This window comes from Klebsiella sp. CTHL.F3a, from assembly GCF_019890895.1.
GTDB lineage: Bacteria > Pseudomonadota > Gammaproteobacteria > Enterobacterales > Enterobacteriaceae > Klebsiella > Klebsiella grimontii.
Map to the genome: position 1 here is coordinate 4,133,208 of NZ_CP082360.1, position 19,775 is coordinate 4,152,982.

General features: G+C 54.7%; 17 protein-coding genes. 12 read left to right on the forward strand and 5 right to left on the reverse strand.

The features are described 5' to 3' along the window. Window positions 1–10: 10 nt before the first annotated feature. The 3 genes from cydX to cydA are packed head-to-tail and all read right to left on the reverse strand — an operon-like array spanning window position 11 to window position 2,863. Window positions 11–124 carry a cytochrome bd-I oxidase subunit CydX gene (gene cydX / locus K7H21_RS19505; protein ID WP_004100325.1) on the reverse strand — a complete coding sequence of 38 codons (114 nt, stop codon included), beginning with the start codon at window positions 122–124 and terminating at the stop codon, window positions 11–13. Window positions 125–139: 15 nt separating this feature from the next. Beyond that, window positions 140–1,279, reverse strand: a complete 1,140-nt coding sequence (cydB, locus tag K7H21_RS19510; protein ID WP_223035294.1) for a cytochrome d ubiquinol oxidase subunit II — start codon at window positions 1,277–1,279, stop codon at window positions 140–142. Between the two features lie 15 nt (window positions 1,280–1,294). Beyond that, the gene (gene cydA / locus K7H21_RS19515; RefSeq protein ID WP_004130574.1) at window positions 1,295–2,863 is read right to left on the reverse strand and encodes a cytochrome ubiquinol oxidase subunit I; all 1,569 of its coding nucleotides are present in this window, start codon (window positions 2,861–2,863) and stop codon (window positions 1,295–1,297) included. A 1,218-nt stretch (window positions 2,864–4,081) separates the two neighbouring features. Between cydA and glmS the strand changes: the two genes are divergently transcribed. The 10 genes from glmS to cobO all read left to right on the forward strand — a co-directional run bounded on the left by glmS (window position 4,082) and on the right by cobO (window position 15,334). Next, a complete protein-coding gene (glmS, locus tag K7H21_RS19520) occupies window positions 4,082–4,531 on the forward strand; it encodes a methylaspartate mutase subunit S (RefSeq protein WP_004130572.1) in 450 nt (149 codons plus the stop codon). Beyond that, complete coding sequence (glmL, locus tag K7H21_RS19525; RefSeq protein ID WP_123828334.1) at window positions 4,531–5,919, forward strand: methylaspartate mutase accessory protein GlmL; 1,389 nt, start codon at window positions 4,531–4,533, stop codon at window positions 5,917–5,919. The genes glmS and glmL overlap by 1 nt, the downstream gene beginning before the upstream one ends. Window positions 5,920–5,935: 16 nt before the next feature. After that, window positions 5,936–7,381, forward strand: coding sequence for a methylaspartate mutase subunit E (locus tag K7H21_RS19530; protein ID WP_004130568.1), 1,446 nt, complete (start codon window positions 5,936–5,938; stop codon window positions 7,379–7,381). After that, a complete protein-coding gene (locus K7H21_RS19535; RefSeq protein WP_004130566.1) occupies window positions 7,381–8,622 on the forward strand; it encodes a methylaspartate ammonia-lyase in 1,242 nt (413 codons plus the stop codon). Before K7H21_RS19530 ends, K7H21_RS19535 begins: the two co-directional genes overlap by 1 nt. 3 nt (window positions 8,623–8,625) lie before the next feature. Then, the gene (locus K7H21_RS19540; protein WP_004130564.1) at window positions 8,626–9,996 is read left to right on the forward strand and encodes an acyclic terpene utilization AtuA family protein; all 1,371 of its coding nucleotides are present in this window, start codon (window positions 8,626–8,628) and stop codon (window positions 9,994–9,996) included. Continuing rightward, on the forward strand, window positions 9,993–10,310 hold the full coding sequence (locus tag K7H21_RS19545) for a DUF4387 domain-containing protein (RefSeq protein WP_004130562.1): 318 nt from the start codon (window positions 9,993–9,995) through the stop codon (window positions 10,308–10,310). Before K7H21_RS19540 ends, K7H21_RS19545 begins: the two co-directional genes overlap by 4 nt. Before the next feature lie 364 nt (window positions 10,311–10,674). Then, window positions 10,675–11,982, forward strand: coding sequence for a dicarboxylate/amino acid:cation symporter (locus K7H21_RS19550; RefSeq protein ID WP_004130560.1), 1,308 nt, complete (start codon window positions 10,675–10,677; stop codon window positions 11,980–11,982). A 74-nt stretch (window positions 11,983–12,056) separates the two neighbouring features. Then, window positions 12,057–13,058 carry a glutaminase A gene (gene glsA, locus K7H21_RS19555; RefSeq protein ID WP_004130558.1) on the forward strand — a complete coding sequence of 334 codons (1,002 nt, stop codon included), beginning with the start codon at window positions 12,057–12,059 and terminating at the stop codon, window positions 13,056–13,058. An 11-nt stretch (window positions 13,059–13,069) separates the two neighbouring features. Then, a complete protein-coding gene (locus K7H21_RS19560) occupies window positions 13,070–14,722 on the forward strand; it encodes a class I fumarate hydratase (RefSeq protein ID WP_049123201.1) in 1,653 nt (550 codons plus the stop codon). Between the two features lie 9 nt (window positions 14,723–14,731). Further along, window positions 14,732–15,334 (forward strand): cob(I)yrinic acid a,c-diamide adenosyltransferase, encoded by a 603-nt coding sequence (gene cobO / locus K7H21_RS19565; protein ID WP_004130554.1) that lies wholly within the window; start codon window positions 14,732–14,734, stop codon window positions 15,332–15,334. Between the two features lie 185 nt (window positions 15,335–15,519). On the opposite strand, the gene K7H21_RS19570 is transcribed toward cobO, so the two are convergent. Together K7H21_RS19570 and K7H21_RS19575 are read right to left on the reverse strand one after the other, a co-directional pair. Beyond that, complete coding sequence (locus tag K7H21_RS19570; protein ID WP_004130553.1) at window positions 15,520–16,422, reverse strand: LysR family transcriptional regulator; 903 nt, start codon at window positions 16,420–16,422, stop codon at window positions 15,520–15,522. Window positions 16,423–16,804: 382 nt separating this feature from the next. Then, window positions 16,805–17,497 (reverse strand): helix-turn-helix transcriptional regulator, encoded by a 693-nt coding sequence (locus K7H21_RS19575; protein WP_065366137.1) that lies wholly within the window; start codon window positions 17,495–17,497, stop codon window positions 16,805–16,807. A 378-nt stretch (window positions 17,498–17,875) separates the two neighbouring features. Here K7H21_RS19575 and otnK point away from each other — a divergent pair, with 378 nt between their 5' ends. Both otnK and otnC read left to right on the forward strand, forming a co-directional pair. Continuing rightward, window positions 17,876–19,132: a 3-oxo-tetronate kinase gene (gene otnK, locus K7H21_RS19580; RefSeq protein WP_087828658.1), complete on the forward strand. Its 1,257-nt coding sequence runs from the start codon at window positions 17,876–17,878 to the stop codon at window positions 19,130–19,132. Further along, a complete protein-coding gene (otnC, locus tag K7H21_RS19585) occupies window positions 19,129–19,773 on the forward strand; it encodes a 3-oxo-tetronate 4-phosphate decarboxylase (protein WP_223035295.1) in 645 nt (214 codons plus the stop codon). The genes otnK and otnC overlap by 4 nt, the downstream gene beginning before the upstream one ends. Window positions 19,774–19,775: the final 2 nt, after the last annotated feature.

A 19,775-nucleotide genomic window follows, 5' to 3' on the forward strand; every position in this document is an offset into this window, starting at 1 on the left:
ATAATACTCATCAGTGTTCTTCTTTACCTGCTTTGGTCGCTTCCACGTGTTCGAGCGCCAGCGCGGTAATCACCCCAAAGGCACAGGCAAGAAGCGTTCCCAAAATCCATGCGAAATACCACATATATAGCTCCTTACCTTAGTACAGCGAATGGGTGTTCTTTTCGATGTCTTCGCGCGTAATGCGACCGAACATTTTCCAGTAACACCAGGCGGTGTAGGCCAGAATAATCGGTACGAAGACAATCGCTACGTAAGTCATCACGTTCAGCGTCAGCTGACTGGAGGTCGCGTCCCACATGGTCAGGCTCGCGTTCATCGCCGTGCTTGACGGCATAATGAACGGGAACATGGCGATACCGGCAGTCAGAATGATGCACGCCAGCGTCAATGAGGAGAACAGAAACGCCCACGCGCCTTTGTCCGCTTTGGTCGAGATGACGGTCAGCAGCGGCAGCGCCACGCCCAGAGCAGGAATCGCCCACAGCGCCGGCATGTTATTAAAGTTCACCATCCACGCACCGGCTTCACGCGCGACTTCTTTGGTCAGCGGGTTAGACGGGCCGGTATGATCCATCACCGATTTCACCACATAACCGTCGATGCCGTAGTAGACCCAAACGCCCGCCAGTGCGAAGCAGACCAGCGTCACCAGCGCCGCTACCGTAGAAACGGAGCGGGTGCGCAGGTGCAGTTCACCCACGGTACGCATCTGCAAGTAGGTCGCGCCCTGCGTCAGGATCATCGCCACGCTGACAATACCGGCCAGCAGGCCAAACGGATTCAGCAGCTGGAAGAAGTTACCGGTGTAGTACAGGCGGAGATATTCATCAACGTGGAACGGAACGCCCTGCAGCAGGTTGCCGAACGCCACGCCAATCACCAGCGGCGGCACGAAGCTGCCGACGAAGATGCCCCAGTCCCACATGTTGCGCCAGCGGTTGTCCTCAATCTTCGAGCGGTAGTCGAAACCCACCGGGCGGAAGAATAAAGACGCCAGCACCAGGATCATGGCTACATAGAAGCCGGAAAACGCGGCGGCGTAGACCATCGGCCAGGCGGCAAACAGCGCGCCGCCGGCGGTAATCAGCCACACCTGGTTTCCATCCCAGTGCGGGGCAATGGCGTTGATCATAATTCGACGCTCGGTGTCGTTACGACCGAGGAAACGGGTGAGCATCCCCACCCCCATGTCGAAGCCATCGGCGACAGCAAAACCAATGAGCAGAATGCCAATCAGCAGCCACCAGATAAAACGCAATACTTCATAATCGATCATTTGACGACTCCTGTCTTAGCGTGCCGACTGAATAGCCGCAGAGGACTGTTCAAAGTGATAGCGACCGGTTTTCAGGCTGCTTGGTCCTTTACGGGCAAACTTGAACATGAGGAACAGTTCAGCCACCAGGAACAGCGTGTACAGGCCACAAATCAGCACCATTGAGAAGATCAGGTCGCCTGCGGTCAGCGACGAGTTCGCGACAGCCGTTGGCAGCACCTCACCGATAGCCCAAGGCTGGCGACCATACTCGGCAACAAACCAGCCTGATTCAACGGCAATCCACGGCAGCGGCAGACCATAAAACGCGGCACGCAGCAGCCATTTTTTCTCACCAATGCGGTTGCGAATCACGCTCCAGAAGGAGGCACCGATAATCAACAGCATCAGTACGCCGCACGCCACCATGATACGGAAGGCGAAATATAGCGGCGCAACGGCAGGAATAGAATCCTTGGTCGCCAACGCAATCTGCTCTTCCGTCGCGTCAGAGACGTTGTCGGTATAGCGCTTGAGCAGCAGACCGTAGCCAAGATCTTTCTTCACGTCGTTAAACCGATCGCGCACGGCCTGGTCGGTTGAACCGGCACGCAATTGCTCCAGCAGCGCGTACGCTTTCATCCCGTTACGGATACGCTCTTCGTGCTGAACCATCAGGTCTTTCAGGCCGGTAACCTGTTTATCCACGGAGCGGGTCGCAATGATGCCCAGTGCGTAAGGGATTTGAATCGCGAAGCGGTTCTCCTGCGCCTTCTGGTCAGGAATACCAAACAGGGTAAAGGCCGCCGGAGCAGGCTGAGTTTCCCATTCTGCTTCGATAGCCGCCAGTTTGGTCTTCTGTACGTCGCCCATTTCGTAGCCGGATTCATCACCGAGAACGATAACGGAGAGAATCGCCGCCATACCGAAGCTGGCTGCGATAGCGAAGGAGCGCTTGGCAAAAGCGAAGTCGCGGCCTTTGAGCATATACCAGGAGCTGATGGCAAGAATGAACATCGCGCCAGTCACGTAGCCTGACGCCACGGTATGAACGAACTTAACCTGAGCGACCGGGTTCAGAACCAGCTCGGAGAAGCTGACCATCTCCATACGCATGGTTTCAAAGTTGAAGTCCGACGCAATCGGGTTCTGCATCCAGCCGTTAGCGACAAGGATCCACAGCGCCGACAGGTTGGAGCCCAGCGCCACCAGCCAGGTGACAGCCATGTGCTGAACTTTGCCCAGACGATCCCAACCGAAGAAGAACAGACCTACAAAGGTAGATTCGAGGAAGAAGGCCATCAAACCTTCAATGGCCAGCGGCGCACCGAAGATATCGCCCACGTAGTGAGAGTAGTAAGACCAGTTAGTCCCGAACTGGAACTCCATGGTCAGACCGGTTGCCACACCCAGAGCAAAGTTGATACCAAACAACTTGCCCCAGAACTTGGTCATATCTTTATAAATCTGTTTGCCGGAAAGGACGTAGACCGTTTCCATGATGGCCAGCAGGAACGCCATACCTAGCGTCAGTGGCACAAAAAGGAAGTGGTACATCGCGGTCAAGGCAAACTGTAAGCGCGACAGTTCGACTATATCTAACATCATGACTCCTTGCTCATCGCATGAAGACTCCGAGAGTGAACCCCGTTAGAAAGGGTCACACGCATGCCCCAATACAAATTTATTTGCTTCTTCTCGCTACGCCCGTGTTCTCTTTCAAGAAAACGGAAGCACTGAAAAGTTACAAACATGTTAACAAAACACCCAAATTGATCCCGTGATTATATTACGCTGCAAAACCCTTACAATAAATAGGTTTTTATTGTGATAAATTTGCAGTTTTCGACAGCGATCAATTTATAGCGAAAATACCAGATTTCGGTCAATTTGATCCGCGACAATTTAACTCCTTTTCGCGTTCTTTTCCAAGTTTTAAACATTGATTTAAATCAATTTTCATTTTAAATGTTAATTATGTATACCGTGTGCCTCACAGGTAAACGTTAGGTTAACAATATGTTTTTCAACAGTATCATCGGTTACTGAAAATGATAGTCCATTTATTTCGTCGCTGAGGGGAATTTAATGAGATTAACGCTGACCACGTAAATGTGGCTATCAGTCGATAATGCCGCGTAGCTCACAGATTTTTTTTATCAAGTTAATGTCATAAATTTTTTCCTTATTAGATTTATCATTGCATTTACTTTCGATTAACACAACTGCGCAACTATCTCATTATCAAGTAAATGCAGCGCCGCTCCTCTTTTTTCTTTTGGTGATGCAAAGCGCCCTCCTGTTTCGCGGCATCACTTACATCGCGCTTTTACCCTCGCCATGAGGCGCTTGCCAGCCCCTCTTTCCTCAACAAAAATGAAATATAAAACGCACAAATCACTATTTTATATCTTTAATCTAACAAATCGCCCGCGCCACATATAAAAACCAGCACATAAATTCCGTTACTACGCTCACAGAAAAATTTAAAGAAGTGTATTGATCGCTTATTAGCGAAGGAAAAATCAAGGCGAAATATAAAATAAGACCTTGCTCACAAACATCGCAATATATTTATTATCAGGATTCAAACGGAAATAAACCCAGACAGTGAATTAAAAATTAACCACTTGATATAAAAGAAATTTTTCAAGAAAAATCAAAAACGAGAGTTTTTTGAAAGATATTCTGAAAATAGATCAATTGCTTCCCCTGGGCGAACCACAGACACTCCAGCCCTATTAACAGGCGGCCATCTTCAACGCTGCAAATATTAGAAAATCGTTTTTATTTTTATACCATCAGCCTTACAGAGGATTACCCATGAAGAAATCAACACTTGTTATTGGCGTCATTGGTGCTGACTGCCATGCAGTAGGCAACAAAGTCCTGGACCGCGTTTTTACTGCCCATGATTTTCGCGTAATCAATCTGGGCGTGATGGTCAGTCAGGATGAATATATTGATGCCGCTATCGAAACCGGCGCGGATGCCATCGTCGTGTCGTCTATTTACGGCCACGGCGACATCGACTGCCTGGGGCTGCGCGAACGCTGCATCGAGCGCGGTATCGGCGACATCCTCCTGTACGTTGGCGGCAACCTGGTGGTGGGTAAACATGATTTTGCCGACGTCGAGGCCAAGTTCAAAGAGATGGGTTTCAATCGCGTCTTTGCCCCAAGCCACGATCTGGAAGACGTCTGCCAGCTGATGGCGAACGACATTAACCTGCGCCACGGCGTTGAGCAGCAGTGTCTGGAAGAGGCTATCTGATGCAAACCGTCTCTGTCGATATCGGCTCGACGTGGACCAAAGCGGCCCTCTTCGCACAGGAGGGGGATGAGCTGACGCTGGTAAACCACGTTCTGACCCCGACCACTACCCATCACCTGGCGGAAGGTTTTTTTGCCAGCCTGAACCAGGTGCTTAATGTTGCCGATGCGCGCCTGCTACTGAACCGCGGTGACGTGACGCTGAAATACTCTTCATCGGCAAAAGGCGGCCTTGCCGTCGCGGCGATGGGGCTGGTGCCGTCTATTACCCTGGAATCAGCGAAAGTCACCGCCCATTCAGCGGGGGCCAAAATAGCCCAATACTACGCCTACAAACTCAACCGTCATGATATCCAGGAGCTGGAAGCCACACCGCCGGATATCCTGCTGTTTACCGGCGGAACCGACGGCGGCGAGGAGAGCTACGGCCTGGCCAACGCCCACGCGCTGGCGGAGTCAAAGCTTGACTGCGCCATTATCTATGCCGGAAACCGCGATATTCAGGACGAGGTTCAGGCCATCCTCGGCCACAAAGATTTGACTACGGTAGACAATATTCTGCCCGACCTCGATCACCCGAATCCGTACGCTGCCCGCAAGGCGATTTGCGATGTCTTCTTATCCCGCATCGTCAAAGGCAAAGGGCTGGACGTTATCGTCGCTGAAACCGGCGAAGAACCGATGCCGACGCCGTGGACCGTCTACGAGCTGGTGAAAACCATCAGCCATTACGACAGCGCGTGGAAAGAGTTCATGCTGATTGACATGGGCGGGGCAACCACCGACGTCTACTCAGCCTGCGCCAACACGCTCTCCCCGGATACCGTTCTACACGGGGTGCCGGAACCATTTGTGAAACGGACGGTGGAAGGCGATCTCGGCATGCGCGTTTCGGCGGTCGTGGTCGGTGAAAGTACCCGGGAGCTGGTGAACGCGGTGTTTGCCCACCAGCCCCAGCGTCTGGAAGCCTTTTACGGCTATTTACGCCATCTGGTCGCGCAGCCGGATTACCTGCCGGCCAACGAGGAAGAAAAATATTTCGACACCGTGCTGGCCGGGCTGTGCGTTGGCTACGCCAGCGAACGCCACGCGGGCACCAAAAAGCAGGTGTGCACCTGCGTGGGCAACGTCGATTTACAGATGGGCCGCGATCTGACCACGGTGCGCAAAGTCGTGGGTTCCGGCGGATGGCTCTCCCGCGCCAGCCGCTTCGACATCCAGAGCTGGCTGAAATATCGCGAACTGGATGACGACGGCCGACGCATTCTCTTACCGACCCGGTTTGACTATTACCGCGATGCAAAAGGCCTGCTTCCGCTGCTGGCAAACGTTGCCAGGCTCTACCCCGAGCTCGCCGCTCGCACCAGCATTCACTGTTTAACCCTATAAATGAAGGCAGCTACGAATGGAACTTCGAAATAAAAAATTAACCCATGACGAATTCATGACCGAGCGGCATCAGGTATTACAGACCTGGCATACCGGCAAGGACGTTGAGCACTTCGAAGATGGCGTGAAGTACCAGCAAACCATTCCTGAGAAAAAACGCTTTTCTCATGCTCTGCTGAAGGCCGACCAGGAAGGTAAAACCCTGAGCCAGCCGCGCGCGGGCGTGGCGCTGATGGATGAACACATTGCGCTGCTCAAAACCCTGCAGGAAGAGTGCGATCTGCTGCCGAGCACCATCGATGCCTATACCCGCCTCAACCGTTATGAAGAAGCGGCGGTCGGGATCCAGAAATCTATCGAAGCGGGAACCTCCAAACTGAACGGTTTGCCGGTGGTTAACCACGGCGTCGCGGCCTGCCGGCGGATGACTGAAGCGCTGGAAAAACCGGTCCAGGTACGCCACGGTACGCCGGACGCGCGTTTGCTGGCGGAAATCTCCATGGCCAGCGGCTTTACCAGCTACGAAGGCGGCGGTATCTCCTACAACATTCCCTATGCCAAGCGCGTCACCCTGGAAAAGTCGATTCGCGACTGGCAGTACTGCGACCGCCTGATGGGCCTGTATGAAGAACACGGTATCCGCATTAACCGCGAACCGTTCGGCCCGCTGACCGGAACCCTGATCCCGCCGTTTATGTCCCACGCGGTGGCGATTATCGAAGGCCTGCTGGCGCTGGAACAGGGCGTCAAGTCGATCACCGTCGGCTACGGCCAGGTCGGCAGCCTGACCCAGGACATCGCAGCCATTCGATCTCTTCGCGAGCTCTCCCACGAGTATTTCGGCAATTACGGTTTCGACGATTATGAGCTGAGTACCGTCTTCCACCAGTGGATGGGCGGCTTTCCGGAAGATGAATCGAAAGCATTCGCCATTATCTCCTGGGGCGCGGCGGTGGCCGGGATGTCCGGCGCCACCAAAGTGATCACCAAGAGCCCGCACGAAGCGTTCGGTATTCCCACCGCGGCGGCCAACGCGCAAGGGCTGAGGGCATCCCGCCAGATGCTCAATATGGTCAGCGATCAGAAATTCCCGCCCTGCGCCGCCGTTGATCAAGAAGTGGAACTGATTAAAAGCGAAGTCCGCGCGGTACTGAAGAAAGTATTCGAGCTGGGCAACGGCGATATCGCCCGCGGTACGGTGCTGGCCTTCGAGGCGGGCGTTCTGGACGTGCCTTTCGCGCCGGCCTCCTGCAACGCGGGCAAAATTCTGCCGGTTCGCGACAATTCCGGCGCTATCCGCGTGCTTGAAGCCGGCGCGGTACCGCTGCCGAAAGACATCCTCGCCCTGCACCACGATTACGTCGCCGAGCGCGCGCAATTTGAAGGACGTAAACCCTCATTCCAGATGGTTGTTGATGACATTAACGCGGTATCCCACAGTAAATTAATAGGAAGACCATAATGAAAATTAAACAGGCCCTTTTCACCGCTGGCTACTCTTCATTCTATTTTGACGATCAGCAGGCGATTAAAAACGGCGCGGGTCATGATGGATTCATTTATACCGGTGCTCCGGTAACGCCAGGCTTCACCTCGGTACGCCAGGCGGGTGAATGCGTGTCCGTCCAGCTGATTCTGGAAAACGGCGCGGTGGCGGTCGGCGACTGTGCCGCCGTACAGTACTCGGGCGCGGGCGGCCGCGACCCACTGTTCCTGGCGGAGAACTTTATCCCGTTCCTCAACGATCATATTAAACCGCTGCTGGAAGGTCGCGATGTCGATACGTTCCTGCCGAACGCCCGCTTCTTCGACAAGCTGCGCATCGACGGCCATCTGCTGCATACCGCCGTCCGCTACGGTCTTTCCCAGGCGCTACTTGATGCGACCGCGCTGGCCAGCGGTCGCCTGAAGGCAGAGGTGGTTTGCGACGAATGGCAGCTGCCCTGCATCCCGGAAGCGATTCCGTTATTTGGTCAGAGCGGCGACGATCGCTACATCGCCGTGGACAAAATGATCCTCAAGGGCGTTGACGTCCTGCCGCATGCGTTGATCAACAACGTCGAAGAGAAGCTGGGCCTGAAAGGCGAAAAGCTGCGTGAGTACGTGCGCTGGCTGTCCGATCGCATCCTGAGCCTGCGCGCCAGCCCCCGCTATCGCCCAACGCTGCATATCGACGTATACGGCACCATCGGCCTGATTTTCGATATGGACCCGGTTCGCTGCGCCGACTACATCGCCAGCCTGGAGAAAGAGGCGCAGGGTCTGCCGCTCTATATAGAGGGCCCGGTGGATGCGGGTAACAAACCGGACCAGATCCGCATGCTGACCGCCATTACCAAAGAGCTGACCCGCCTCGGTTCCGGCGTAAAAATTGTCGCCGACGAGTGGTGTAACACCTACCAGGATATTGTTGACTTTACCGATGCCGGCAGCTGCCACATGGTGCAGATCAAAACTCCGGATCTCGGCGGCATTCATAACATCGTGGACGCGGTGCTGTACTGCAACAAACACGCGATGGAAGCCTATCAGGGTGGTACCTGTAACGAAACCGAGATCAGCGCCCGCACCTGCGTTCACGTCGCGCTGGCCGCGCGTCCGATGCGCATGCTGATCAAGCCGGGGATGGGCTTCGACGAAGGTCTCAACATCGTGTTTAACGAAATGAACCGCACCATCGCGCTGTTGCAGGCTAAGGATTAAGAGATGGCTCGTACCTTTAAAATCTTATCGCCGACGGCAATCCTCGGCTACGGCTTCCCGGAAGAGAGCTTTCGTAAAGCCATGGAGGAGTCGCCGGATCTGATTGCCGTTGACGCCGGTTCATCCGATCCCGGCCCCCACTACCTGGGGGCAGGCAAACCCTTTACCGACCGGGCCGGGGTGAAACGCGATCTGCGCTATATGATCGTGGCCGGCGTGAAAAACAATATCCCGGTGGTGATCGGCACCGCCGGAGGATCCGGCGCCGCGCCGCATCTGGAGTGGTGCCGGCAGATAATCCATGAGATTGCGCAGGAAGAACATCTGTCATTCTCCATGGCGCTGATCCCGTCTGATGTCGATAAAGCGATCGTTCATCAGGCGCTGGATAACGGCAAAATCACCGCCCTGGACTTTGTGCCGGAGCTGACCCACGAGGCCATCGAAGAGAGCACCTATATCGTCGCCCAGATGGGGATCGAACCCTTCCAGCGGGCGCTGAAGGCCGGCGCCCAGGTGGTACTGGGCGGGCGGGCGTACGATCCGGCCTGCTTCGCGGCGCTGCCTATCATGCAGGGCTTTGATGAAGGACTTGCTCTGCACTGCGGCAAGATCCTCGAATGCGCGGCCATTGCCGCCACGCCGGGCTCCGGCTCCGACTGCGCGATGGGGATTATCGACGACAACGGCTTTACGCTGAAGGCGTTCAATCCAAAGCGTAAGTTTACCGAAACGTCCGCGGCGGCGCATACGCTGTACGAGAAGTCCGATCCCTACTTCCTGCCCGGTCCGGGCGGGGTGCTGAACCTGAAAGGATGCACCTTTAAAGCCGTCAACGAGGGCGAGGTTTACGTCAGCGGTTCTCGTCATGAAACGACACCGTACGCGCTGAAGCTGGAAGGCGCGCGGCGGGTCGGCTTCCGCTGCCTGACCATTGCCGGAACGCGCGACCCGATCATGATTGCCGGAATCGATAATATTCTTGAAGAGGTACAGACCAGCGTCGCACGCAACCTCTCCCTGAACGATGACAGCATCCGCATGACCTTCCATCTGTATGGAAAAAACGGCGTGATGGGCAATCACGAGCCGATGAAAACCGCCGGGCATGAACTGGGCATTTTGCTCGATGTGGTTGCGCCGACCCAGGATATCGCCAACAGCGTCTGCTCGCTGGTGCGCTCTACCCTGCTGCACTACGGCTATGAAAACCGCATTGCCACCGCGGGCAACCTCGCCTTCCCGTTCTCGCCGTCCGATATTCAGAGCGGCCCGGTATATGAGTTCTCAATTTATCACCTGATTGAAGCCAGCGACGCGCTGCGCTTTGACTTCCATATCGAACAGGTGACGCCAGAAGGAGTTCAGGCATGAAACAATCCCTATGCTCACTGGCGCAGGTGATCCGTTCCAAAAACGCCGGACCGTACGAACTGGTTTTAGATATTTTATTTAAAACCCGGGAGGATTATCAGCGGGTAAAACGTTCTGAACTATTAACCCCGCAGCTCATTGCTGGTTTATACAACGTGAAGCCTGATTTTATTCATCGTATTGTCTGGTTCGATCCGGCCAACGCGGTAAAAATTGTCATGCCGCGGGATATTATTTCCGGCAACGTCGGAGACAATGATGTTTATGGCGCTCAGCAGCATGCGCCGCTATTAAGTATTGAGTTCGATTTCTAATTCTATATCCAATAGATTTCGAGTTGAGTTGAGGCGGCAACTGAGAGACAAATTCGTCAGGAACGAATTTGAACAGCCGGAGGCTGCCTTCGGTGAGGGACATGGATGTCCCTCATTCATCCCCAGGAGCGTACATCCTTACGTGACTGGGATGAGCAAAAGCAGCCAACAAAAATGCAGCTTGAAAGACAACGGATATAAAAATACAACAACATCCATTGGGGTACAGGATTTCGCTGTATCACTGTATTCCAGACAATTTATGCGGTTGGTCACCACAGGCGTACGTCTGCGCTGTTAGCTGGCGCAGGCGTACGCCGCCCTACACCCCTTCACCGACTAACCCTGTTCCGATGGAGTAAATATGAAAAAAATAAGTTTAACCAAAATGATCATATTAGGCCTGATACTCGGCATGATTGCCGGGGTGATCATTAATAATATGGCATCAGTAGATACAGCAAAATCCTATGCGCAGGATATCTCCATTTTTACCACTATATTTTTACGCCTGGTAAAAATGATTATCGCCCCGCTGGTAATATCCACGCTGGTAGTCGGCATCGCCAAAATGGGCGATGCGAAAACGCTCGGGCGTATATTCTCTAAAACCTTTTTCCTGTTTATTTGCGCCTCGCTGCTGTCAATTGCGCTGGGCCTGGTGATCGTCAATCTGTTCCAGCCAGGCGCGGGGATCAACTTTGTCCCCCACGATGCCGGAGCCGTGGCCGCCGTTCAGTCCGAACCCTTCACGCTGAAAGTGTTTATCTCGCACGCGGTGCCAACCAGCATCGTTGATGCCATGGCGCGCAACGAAATTCTGCAAATCGTGGTGTTCTCCATTTTCCTCGGCTGCAGCCTGGCGGCGATCGGCGAAAAAGCCGAGCCCATTGTGAAGGTGCTCGATTCGCTGGTCCACGTGATGCTGAAGCTAACGGGATACGTGATGCTGTTCGCACCGCTGACCGTTTTCGCCGCCATCTCCGGACTGATTGCCGAACGCGGTCTGGGCGTGATGGTCAGCGCCGGGATCTTTATGGGCGAGTTCTACCTGACGCTGGGCATGCTATGGGCGATCCTCATTGGCCTGTCGACGGTGATTGTCGGACCGTGCATCAGCCGTCTGACCAAAGCGATCCTCGAGCCCGCGCTGCTGGCTTTCACCACATCCAGCTCAGAAGCCGCTTTCCCTGGCACCCTCGATAAGCTGGAAAAATTCGGCGTCTCTTCAAAAATCGCCAGCTTCGTCCTGCCCATCGGTTACTCCTTTAACCTGGTGGGTTCCATGGCCTACTGCTCGTTCGCCACGGTATTTATCGCCCAGGCCTGCAACGTCCATCTCAGCATGGGCGAGCAGATCACCATGCTGCTGATCCTGATGCTGACCTCCAAAGGGATGGCAGGCGTACCGCGCGCGTCAATGGTGGTTATCGCCGCGACGCTGAACCAGTTCAACATTCCGGAAGCGGGCCTGATTCTGCTGATGGGCGTCGATCCGTTCCTCGATATGGGTCGCTCCGCCACCAACGTAATGAGTAACGCCATGGGCGCCGCCATCGTTGGCCGCTGGGAAGGCGAGCATTACGGTGAAGGCTGCCGCGGTACCGCCCCGGTCAAAAAACCGGAACAGGAGCGCCCTGCCAGCGAAACGTCCGAAGTGGCGATGTCCTGACAGCAAAATGGCTATGAGCCCCAGGCCGGATACGTCCGGCCCGGTTCCCTCCAATCATCCCAACAGGACACACCATGAACGTAAAATTTTTCGGCGCCTGCATCTTAACCGCCAGTTTGCTGTTTGGCGCCGCCGCGCAGGCGCAAAGCGGGCCGGACTACGCCAGTATTATCGAGCAGGCGCATCAGAAATATAAGAGCAACCACGATGGTAAAGTCGCCGACTATATCCCTGCTCTGGCGAGCTATAGCCCGGATAATTTCGCCATTACGCTCGCCACGGTCGAAGGCAAAATTTACCAGACCGGCGACGTGAAAAAAGCCTTTCCGATGGAATCCCTGAGCAAAGTCTTCACCCTGGCGCTGGCGATGGAACAGCGCGGGCCGCAGGAGGTGCTGGATAAACTTGGCGCCAATGCCACCGGCCTGCCCTTCAACTCCGGTTTAGCCGTGGAGCTCACGCAAGGCGCGCCAGAGAACCCGTTAGTCAACGCCGGCGCCATGAGTACCGTGAGCCTGATTGCGGCGAAAGACAAAACCGAACGCTGGAACAACATTCTCAACAACCTCAACGCCTGGGCCGATAGTTCGCTGCACGTTAATGAGCCGGTATTTCAATCCGAAATGGAGACCAACCAGCATAACCAGGCGCTGGCGATGCTGATGAATTCATACCACAGCTTTTATGGCGACCCTCAGGAAGCCGTTGAAATCTATACCCGCCAGTGTTCAGTGGATATCACCGTCGAGCAGCTCGCCAAAATGGGGGTCGTACTCGCCAATAAGGGCAAATCGCCGTTCAACGGCAAGCAGTTGCTTAATGAGCGTTACGTCCCGCAGGTGCTGGCGGAAATGGCGATTGCCGGACTGTACGACGGCAGCGGCAAATGGCTCTACACCGTCGGTATCCCGGCGAAATCGGGGGTTGCCGGCGGAATGGTCGCCGTCGTTCCCGGGCAATACGCTATCGCCGTCTACTCCCCTCCGCTGGATGCAGCCGGTAACAGCGTCCGCGCCCAGCAGACCATCGAGTATGTCGCGCATGCGACGCAGGCCAATCTCTTTATAGCGAAATAGTGAGAAGTAAAATGTCGAAACCCTTTGTCTGGCAGGAACTTTTTGTTCAGAGTAACGATAATACCGAATATGAATTACTAACGAATCAACATGTTAAAGTGACAGAGTTAGATGGGGAAGAGGTTATCAAGGTTGCGCCGGAGGCGTTAACATTGCTGGCTCAGCAGGCATTTTATGAGGCTTCATTTTTCCTGCGCGCCGGGCATTTAAAGCAGATCGCCAGCATCCTGCACGACCCGCAGGCCAGCGGCAACGATAAATACGTTGCGCTACAGCTGCTGCGCAACGCCGAAGTCTCAGCAAAAGGCGTGCTGCCAAACTGCCAGGATACCGGGACCGCCACCATCGTCGCGAGCAAAGGCCAGAACGTCTGGACCGGCGGTAACGACGCGGAAGCTCTGAGTCAGGGCATCTACACCACCTTTCAGGAAAACAATTTACGCTATTCGCAAAATGCTCCCCTTGATATGTATACCGAGGTCAACACCCAGACCAACCTGCCCGCGCAGATTGATATCAGCGCGGTGCCGGGCAGTGAATACCGATTCCTCATCGTTAATAAAGGCGGCGGCTCGGCGAACAAAGCCGCGCTATTTCAGGAAACAAAATCTATTCTGCAGCCGGAAAAACTCACCGCCTTTCTGATTGAAAAAATGAAGGCGCTGGGCACCGCCGCCTGCCCGCCGTACCACATCGCCTTTGTCGTGGGGGGCCTGTCGGCGGACCAGGCGTTGAAGGTGGCGAAGCTGGCTTCGACAAAATATTACGACAATCTGCCCACCAGCGGAAACGAACTGGGCCAGGCGTTTCGCGATACGTCGCTGGAAGCAGCGCTGCTCAAAGCCAGCCGCGAGTTCGGCATCGGCGCACAGTTTGGCGGCAAATACTTCGCCCACGACATTCGCGTGATTCGCCTGCCGCGGCACGGCGGCTCCTGCCCTATCGCAATGGCGCTTTCCTGCTCCGCCGACCGGAACATCAAAGCCAAAATCAACAAACACGGCATCTGGCTGGAGAAGCTGGAGCATAATCCGGGCAAGTTTATTCCTGATTCTCAGCGTATCGAAAACGGGGCGCAGACCGTTCGACTCGATCTGAACCGGCCGCTGCGCGACATCCTCCGCGAGATGTCAACGCTGCCCGTGGGCACCCGGCTGTCGCTGAGCGGTCCGATTGTCGTCGCCCGCGACATCGCCCATGCCAAAATCAAAGAGCGCCTCGATCACGGCGAGCCGATGCCGGAGTACATGCGCAATCATATCGTTTACTACGCAGGCCCGGCGAAAACGCCGAATAATCTGGCCTGCGGCTCGCTCGGCCCGACCACCGGCGGACGCATGGATGGGTATGTCGATGCTTTTCAGGCGGCAGGCGGTAGTCTGATCATGCTTTCCAAAGGCAATCGCAGCCAGCAGGTAACCGACGCCTGCCATAAACACGGCGGCTTTAATCTCGGCAGTATTGGCGGCGCGGCGGCCCTGCTGGCGCAGCAGTATGTGAAAAGTTTACGCTGCCTTGAGTATCCGGAGCTGGGGATGGAAGCGGTATGGATGATGGAAGTCGACAACCTGCCGGCGTTTGTGCTGGTTGACGATAAGGGTAATAACTTCTTCAGCCAGTTCGAGCAGCAGCATCGCTGCGCAACCTGTCCGGCGGGGCATTAAGGAGGGTTTATGCACGCGCGTGGAAATCCTGACCGCCACCGTCAGCGCCAGCAAAAGCTGAAAACGCAGGTTGATACCCGCGTGGCGGCGGCTACAGAGCAAAAAGGTATTCTGATCGTCTTTACCGGCAACGGTAAAGGCAAATCCACTGCCGCCTTTGGCACCGCAACGCGCGCCGTCGGGCATGGTAAAACCGTCGGCGTCGCGCAGTACATCAAAGGCCAGTGGGATAACGGTGAATACAACACTCTGCAACCGCTCGGCGTAGAGTTTCACATTATGGGGACCGGCTTTACCTGGGAAACGCAAAACCGGGAGGCGGATATTGAAGCGGCGTCGGCCGTCTGGCAGGAAAGCAAGCGGATGCTGGCCGACCCGGGCTACGATCTGGTGGTGCTGGATGAACTCACCTATATGCTGGCGTATCACTATCTGGATCCACAGGAAGTGATTGACGCTATCGTCAATCGTCCGCCTGGGCAGAACGTGATTGTCACCGGCCGCGGCTGCCACGCCCGATTGCTTGAGCTTGCCGATACGGTCAGTGAGTTGCGTCCGGTGAAGCATGCCTTTGACAAGGGCATTCAGGCGCAGGTAGGAATTGACTGGTAGTTTTACCCGGCTCGCGCTGCGCTTAGCCTGGCTACCGGTTCACCGTCGGCTGCAGGCCGGTAGCCCGGACAGGCGCACCAGCGCCGCCTCCGGGGAATGTGCCCGGCCTGATACATCGGCGCGGTTTCTTCCCGGTGGCGCTGCGCTGACCGGGCTACGGGCTCACAGTTCTCTGCAAAACGCCGTCAGGCAGCCGACACCACCGATTTTTGAAGCAGCCACTCGCGGAATACCTGTAGATGCCGGGATTCCGTTTTATCCTCCTGCCACGTCATAATAAAGCGGTTTCCGGTACGAATCGGCACATCGCAAGGGATCACCATCTCGCCGCTATCCAGGTCATGTTGAATAGCAAAACGCGGCAGCAGCGCAACCCCCAGGTTCGAACGCACCGCCGCAATCAGCATCGAGAGCAGGTCAAAACGCGGACCAATGTTGATCTGAGGGCTGGTGATGTTCGATAACGCAAACCACTCCTGCCAGCCGTGAATTCGCGTGCTTTGATGCAGAAGCGGAAACTCGCTCAGCAGTTCCTCCACCGCCAGCTTCTGCCCGGGTTCGGACAACAGCCCGCAGCCGCACACCGGCAGAATTTCCTCTTCGAACAGATACTCAACCTCCGCCCACGGAGAGCAAAAATCCTCGCGCATAATGGCGGCATCGTACTCGCGACTAAGAAAATCGCCAATATTCGCCAGCGAATGAATATTAACGATAATGCCCGGATGTAATTTATTAAACTCGCGCAGATTGGGGATTAGCCAGTGGGTGCTAAAGGTAGGGTTGACGGCCAGCTCAAGAACCTGCACCGTCGGTTGCCATGTCATAATCGAATTGGTATCACGCTCCAGTTTGTTAAGCGTTTCCTTAACGATAGTCAAATAATGCTTGCCAGCCGCATTTAAAAAAATCCTTTTTTTAGCATGGTTAAATAATGACGTATGGAGGAAATCCTCCAGCGCCGTAACTTGTCGGAACACGGCGCTTTGTGTTAAAGCCAACTCTTCCGCTGCCCGGGTATAACTTTCGTGGCGAGCCACAACCTCAAAGGTCACCAGTAATTCAGTTTTGGGTATTTTTCCTCTCATAACGTCTTCCATTTACGCCGTGCAAAAATTGTTTAATAGATAAAAAAAGCGCGCAAGGACATCAGATTAGCCCCGAGTGTTATATTTTATTTTACCCTCAGATGTCATTGATCTATTCCATGATTAATGCATACTATAATCGATCAAATAATAACCAATGATACCCAGGCGCAACAATAAACACAATTTAAACAACGTGATTGATGCGCAATTAAAAGCATTAAGTTGTCAATATTTTTTCACGTTAACTTGTTTATTAGCGAAGACATGAAGAGAGCCGATAGGAATTAATTACATGGCCATGGGCATAATTGAAAAATTCCGCGATCGGGCACACATTATGAGTGCTCCAGGAAAAATCTGTATTAACCTGAATACGAGGCTAACCGATGCGAGGTGAAGATCTCCAGAGGTTCCGTTCGCGGAACGACTGAGGAGTAGTGCGGTGAGCAGCGCGAAACACCCGGCAAAAGTAGCTGGTTTGCGCAAACTGAAGCTTACGCGCCACGCTGTCTATAGAATTAGCCGGGTCACCGAGCAACTCTCCGGCACGCTGCATTTTCTTCTGATTGACCCACACCTTAAAGTTTACGCCCTGACGCTTTTTAAAAAAACGGCTGAAGTAGTTAGCACTGAGACAAACATGGGCGGCAACAGATTCCAGAGACAGCTCATCATATAAATGTTCATCAATATAGCGCAGAGCAGCCACCAGTTTTATTTCATGCGGCGATTTTTGCGCATAATAAAAAGTGCTCTTTTGTCGCGCCAGGCTCGCACCTTCCTCCTCTGCTTCTTCCACCGCTGAGTAATGACTAACGATGAAATGCAGTAGCCTTATCGCCGCCGAGCGATGATTATTATCGGTTGCCGCTCGATGGTCAAAAATAATATACCCACATATTTTATTGCTCTGAACCAGCGGAAGGGAAAAGAACTCTGCACCCGCATAGCAATCGGGTAAGCGATCGTCTGTTCCGTTAATTACCGTCGCCGCCAGCCCCGTTGCCCGGGAAAAAACATCTGCTAACGAGCTAAAAAAAACGATGCGATTATCCATTTTATTTTCCGCCATCTTATTCTCCGTAAGCTTTTGCAAGCGGTTAATATGCAAAATATTGCGGATAAAAAGGATGATGACTGACGCAAAAAATAATCTCATTTAAACAGATGAATATGATCAAAATGCACAACCGTTACGCCGGTTCAGGAAGACGATGCTAAAGAGCGGCCCGCGCTCAGGCGACCAGCGTTCTCAAACTTTAACGAATCTTCACAGAAAGCTGTGAGCATAAATTTCTGTCCGACAAAGAATTAACTATTATATTTCAATTAGTTAGACAAATTTCATGCATTTTCGTGATGTTGCTGTTTGTGAGAATCATCATGTGAATGTGAAATGCCCTCCTGAATAATAGGTTCAATGTGAAAACAACTTGAACGGAGTGGATCCATGGCCGTCACTACTGGCGTTATCGCCGACGATTTTACCGGCGCAACGGATATAGCAAGCTTTATGACTGAACAGGGCTGGCGAGTCGCGCTTCTGCCCGGTATGCCCGATATCACTCAGTGCTGGAACGAAGAGGTTGACGCTATCGTCATCTCTTTGAAGAGCCGCGCTTTACCGGCAGAACAGGCCGTCGCCCAGTCCCTGGCCTGCGCCCGCTGGCTAAGGCAAAACGTCGGCGTCCGCCAGATCTATTTCAAGTATTGCTCAACGTTTGATTCCACGCCGGCGGGCAACATCGGCCCGGTAAGCGATGCGCTGATGAACGACATTCAGGCCCCGCTAATCGTTCACTGCCCCGCCCTGCCGCAAAATGGGCGCACGGTGGTCCACGGCCATCTGTTTGTGAACGGGGTACTGCTTAACGAATCCGGTATGGAAAAACATCCGCTAAATCCGATGACCGATGCCAGCATACCGCGCCTGCTGGCCGCGCAGACGGCCAGCGCGGTTGGGCACATCGCTCTCAATACGATTCGCAGCGGTGTGGAAGCGGTCACTTACGCCTTAGAAGGCTATCAGACTGAAGGGACGCGCCACGTCATTGTCGATACGCTGGATGACACCGATCTCCATACCCTGGCTCAGGCGCTGCAGGAATATCCGCTACTGGCCGGAGGTTCCGGTCTCGGCGGCGCGCTGGCCGCTATCGCTGGCGGTCATCCTGTCGCGTCGCCGCACCGCTTTCCCTCTCCCGTCAGAGCGGTCGTGTTCTCCGGCAGCTGTTCGGCGATGAGTAACCGCCAGGTCAACCGCTATAAAGCCCAGGCGGCATCCTGTTTGCTTGACGTTGCCCGCTGCCTGTCGGATAGCGAAAGCTACAGCGATGAGCTGTCTACCTGGGCGATGGCGCATGTCAGCAACCCGCTCGCACCGCTACTTTATGCCACCCAGCCGCCAGAGGCGCTACAGCGCATTCAGCAGAAATATGGCGAACAGGCCGCCAGCCGGGCAATCGAACGCACTTTCGCCCGGCTGAGCGCCAAACTCCTGGCCGCAGGCATCAATACTTTTATTGTCGCTGGCGGAGAAACCTCCGGCACCGTCGTGGAAGCGCTAGAGGTGAAGCGCCTGGCCGTCGGCAGAGCAATCGCGCCGGGCGTGCCCTGGGTCTTCTCTTCCGGCCTGGCGCTGGCCCTGAAGTCAGGCAATTTTGGCAACGAAGATTTCTTTTTTACGGCCCAGGAGTATCCATCATGAATCCGGTGAGTGAACACCAACTCCGCGAACAACTGGTCCACTATGGGCGCTCTCTGTTTATGCGCGGCTACAGCAGCGGCGGTTCCGGTAATCTCAGCGTGAAGCTAGCGGATGGCGGCTATCTGGTGACCCCAACCAATTCCTGTCTGGGTGAACTGCAGGCCGCCACCCTGAGTCGACTGGATGCCGATGGCGTGCATCTCAGCGGCGATAAGCCGTCCAAAGAGGTCCCTATGCATCTGGCGTGGTACCGCCACCGGCCTTCCTGCGGGGCCGTAGTACATCTGCACTCTCCGTGGCTGACCGCGCTCTCCTGTCTACCGTGCACCACGCCGGAAAACTGCCTGCCGCCGTTAACGCCGTACTACGTGATGCGCGTCGGACGGCTGCCGCTGCTGCCCTATTTCAAACCCGGACACGAGGGCATTGCCAGCGCGCTCAGTGAAATCGCCGCAGACCATACGGCGGCGCTGCTGGCTAACCACGGGCCGGTAGTGAGCGGTCGCTCGCTGCGCGAGGCGGTGTTTAACGCCGAGGAACTGGAAGACAGCGCCCGTATCTGGCTGACCTTAAAACCGCTCGGCTATGTCCCGCTCTCAGAAGCAGCGGTGACCGAACTCGAACAATCCCGACAGGCCTGAGG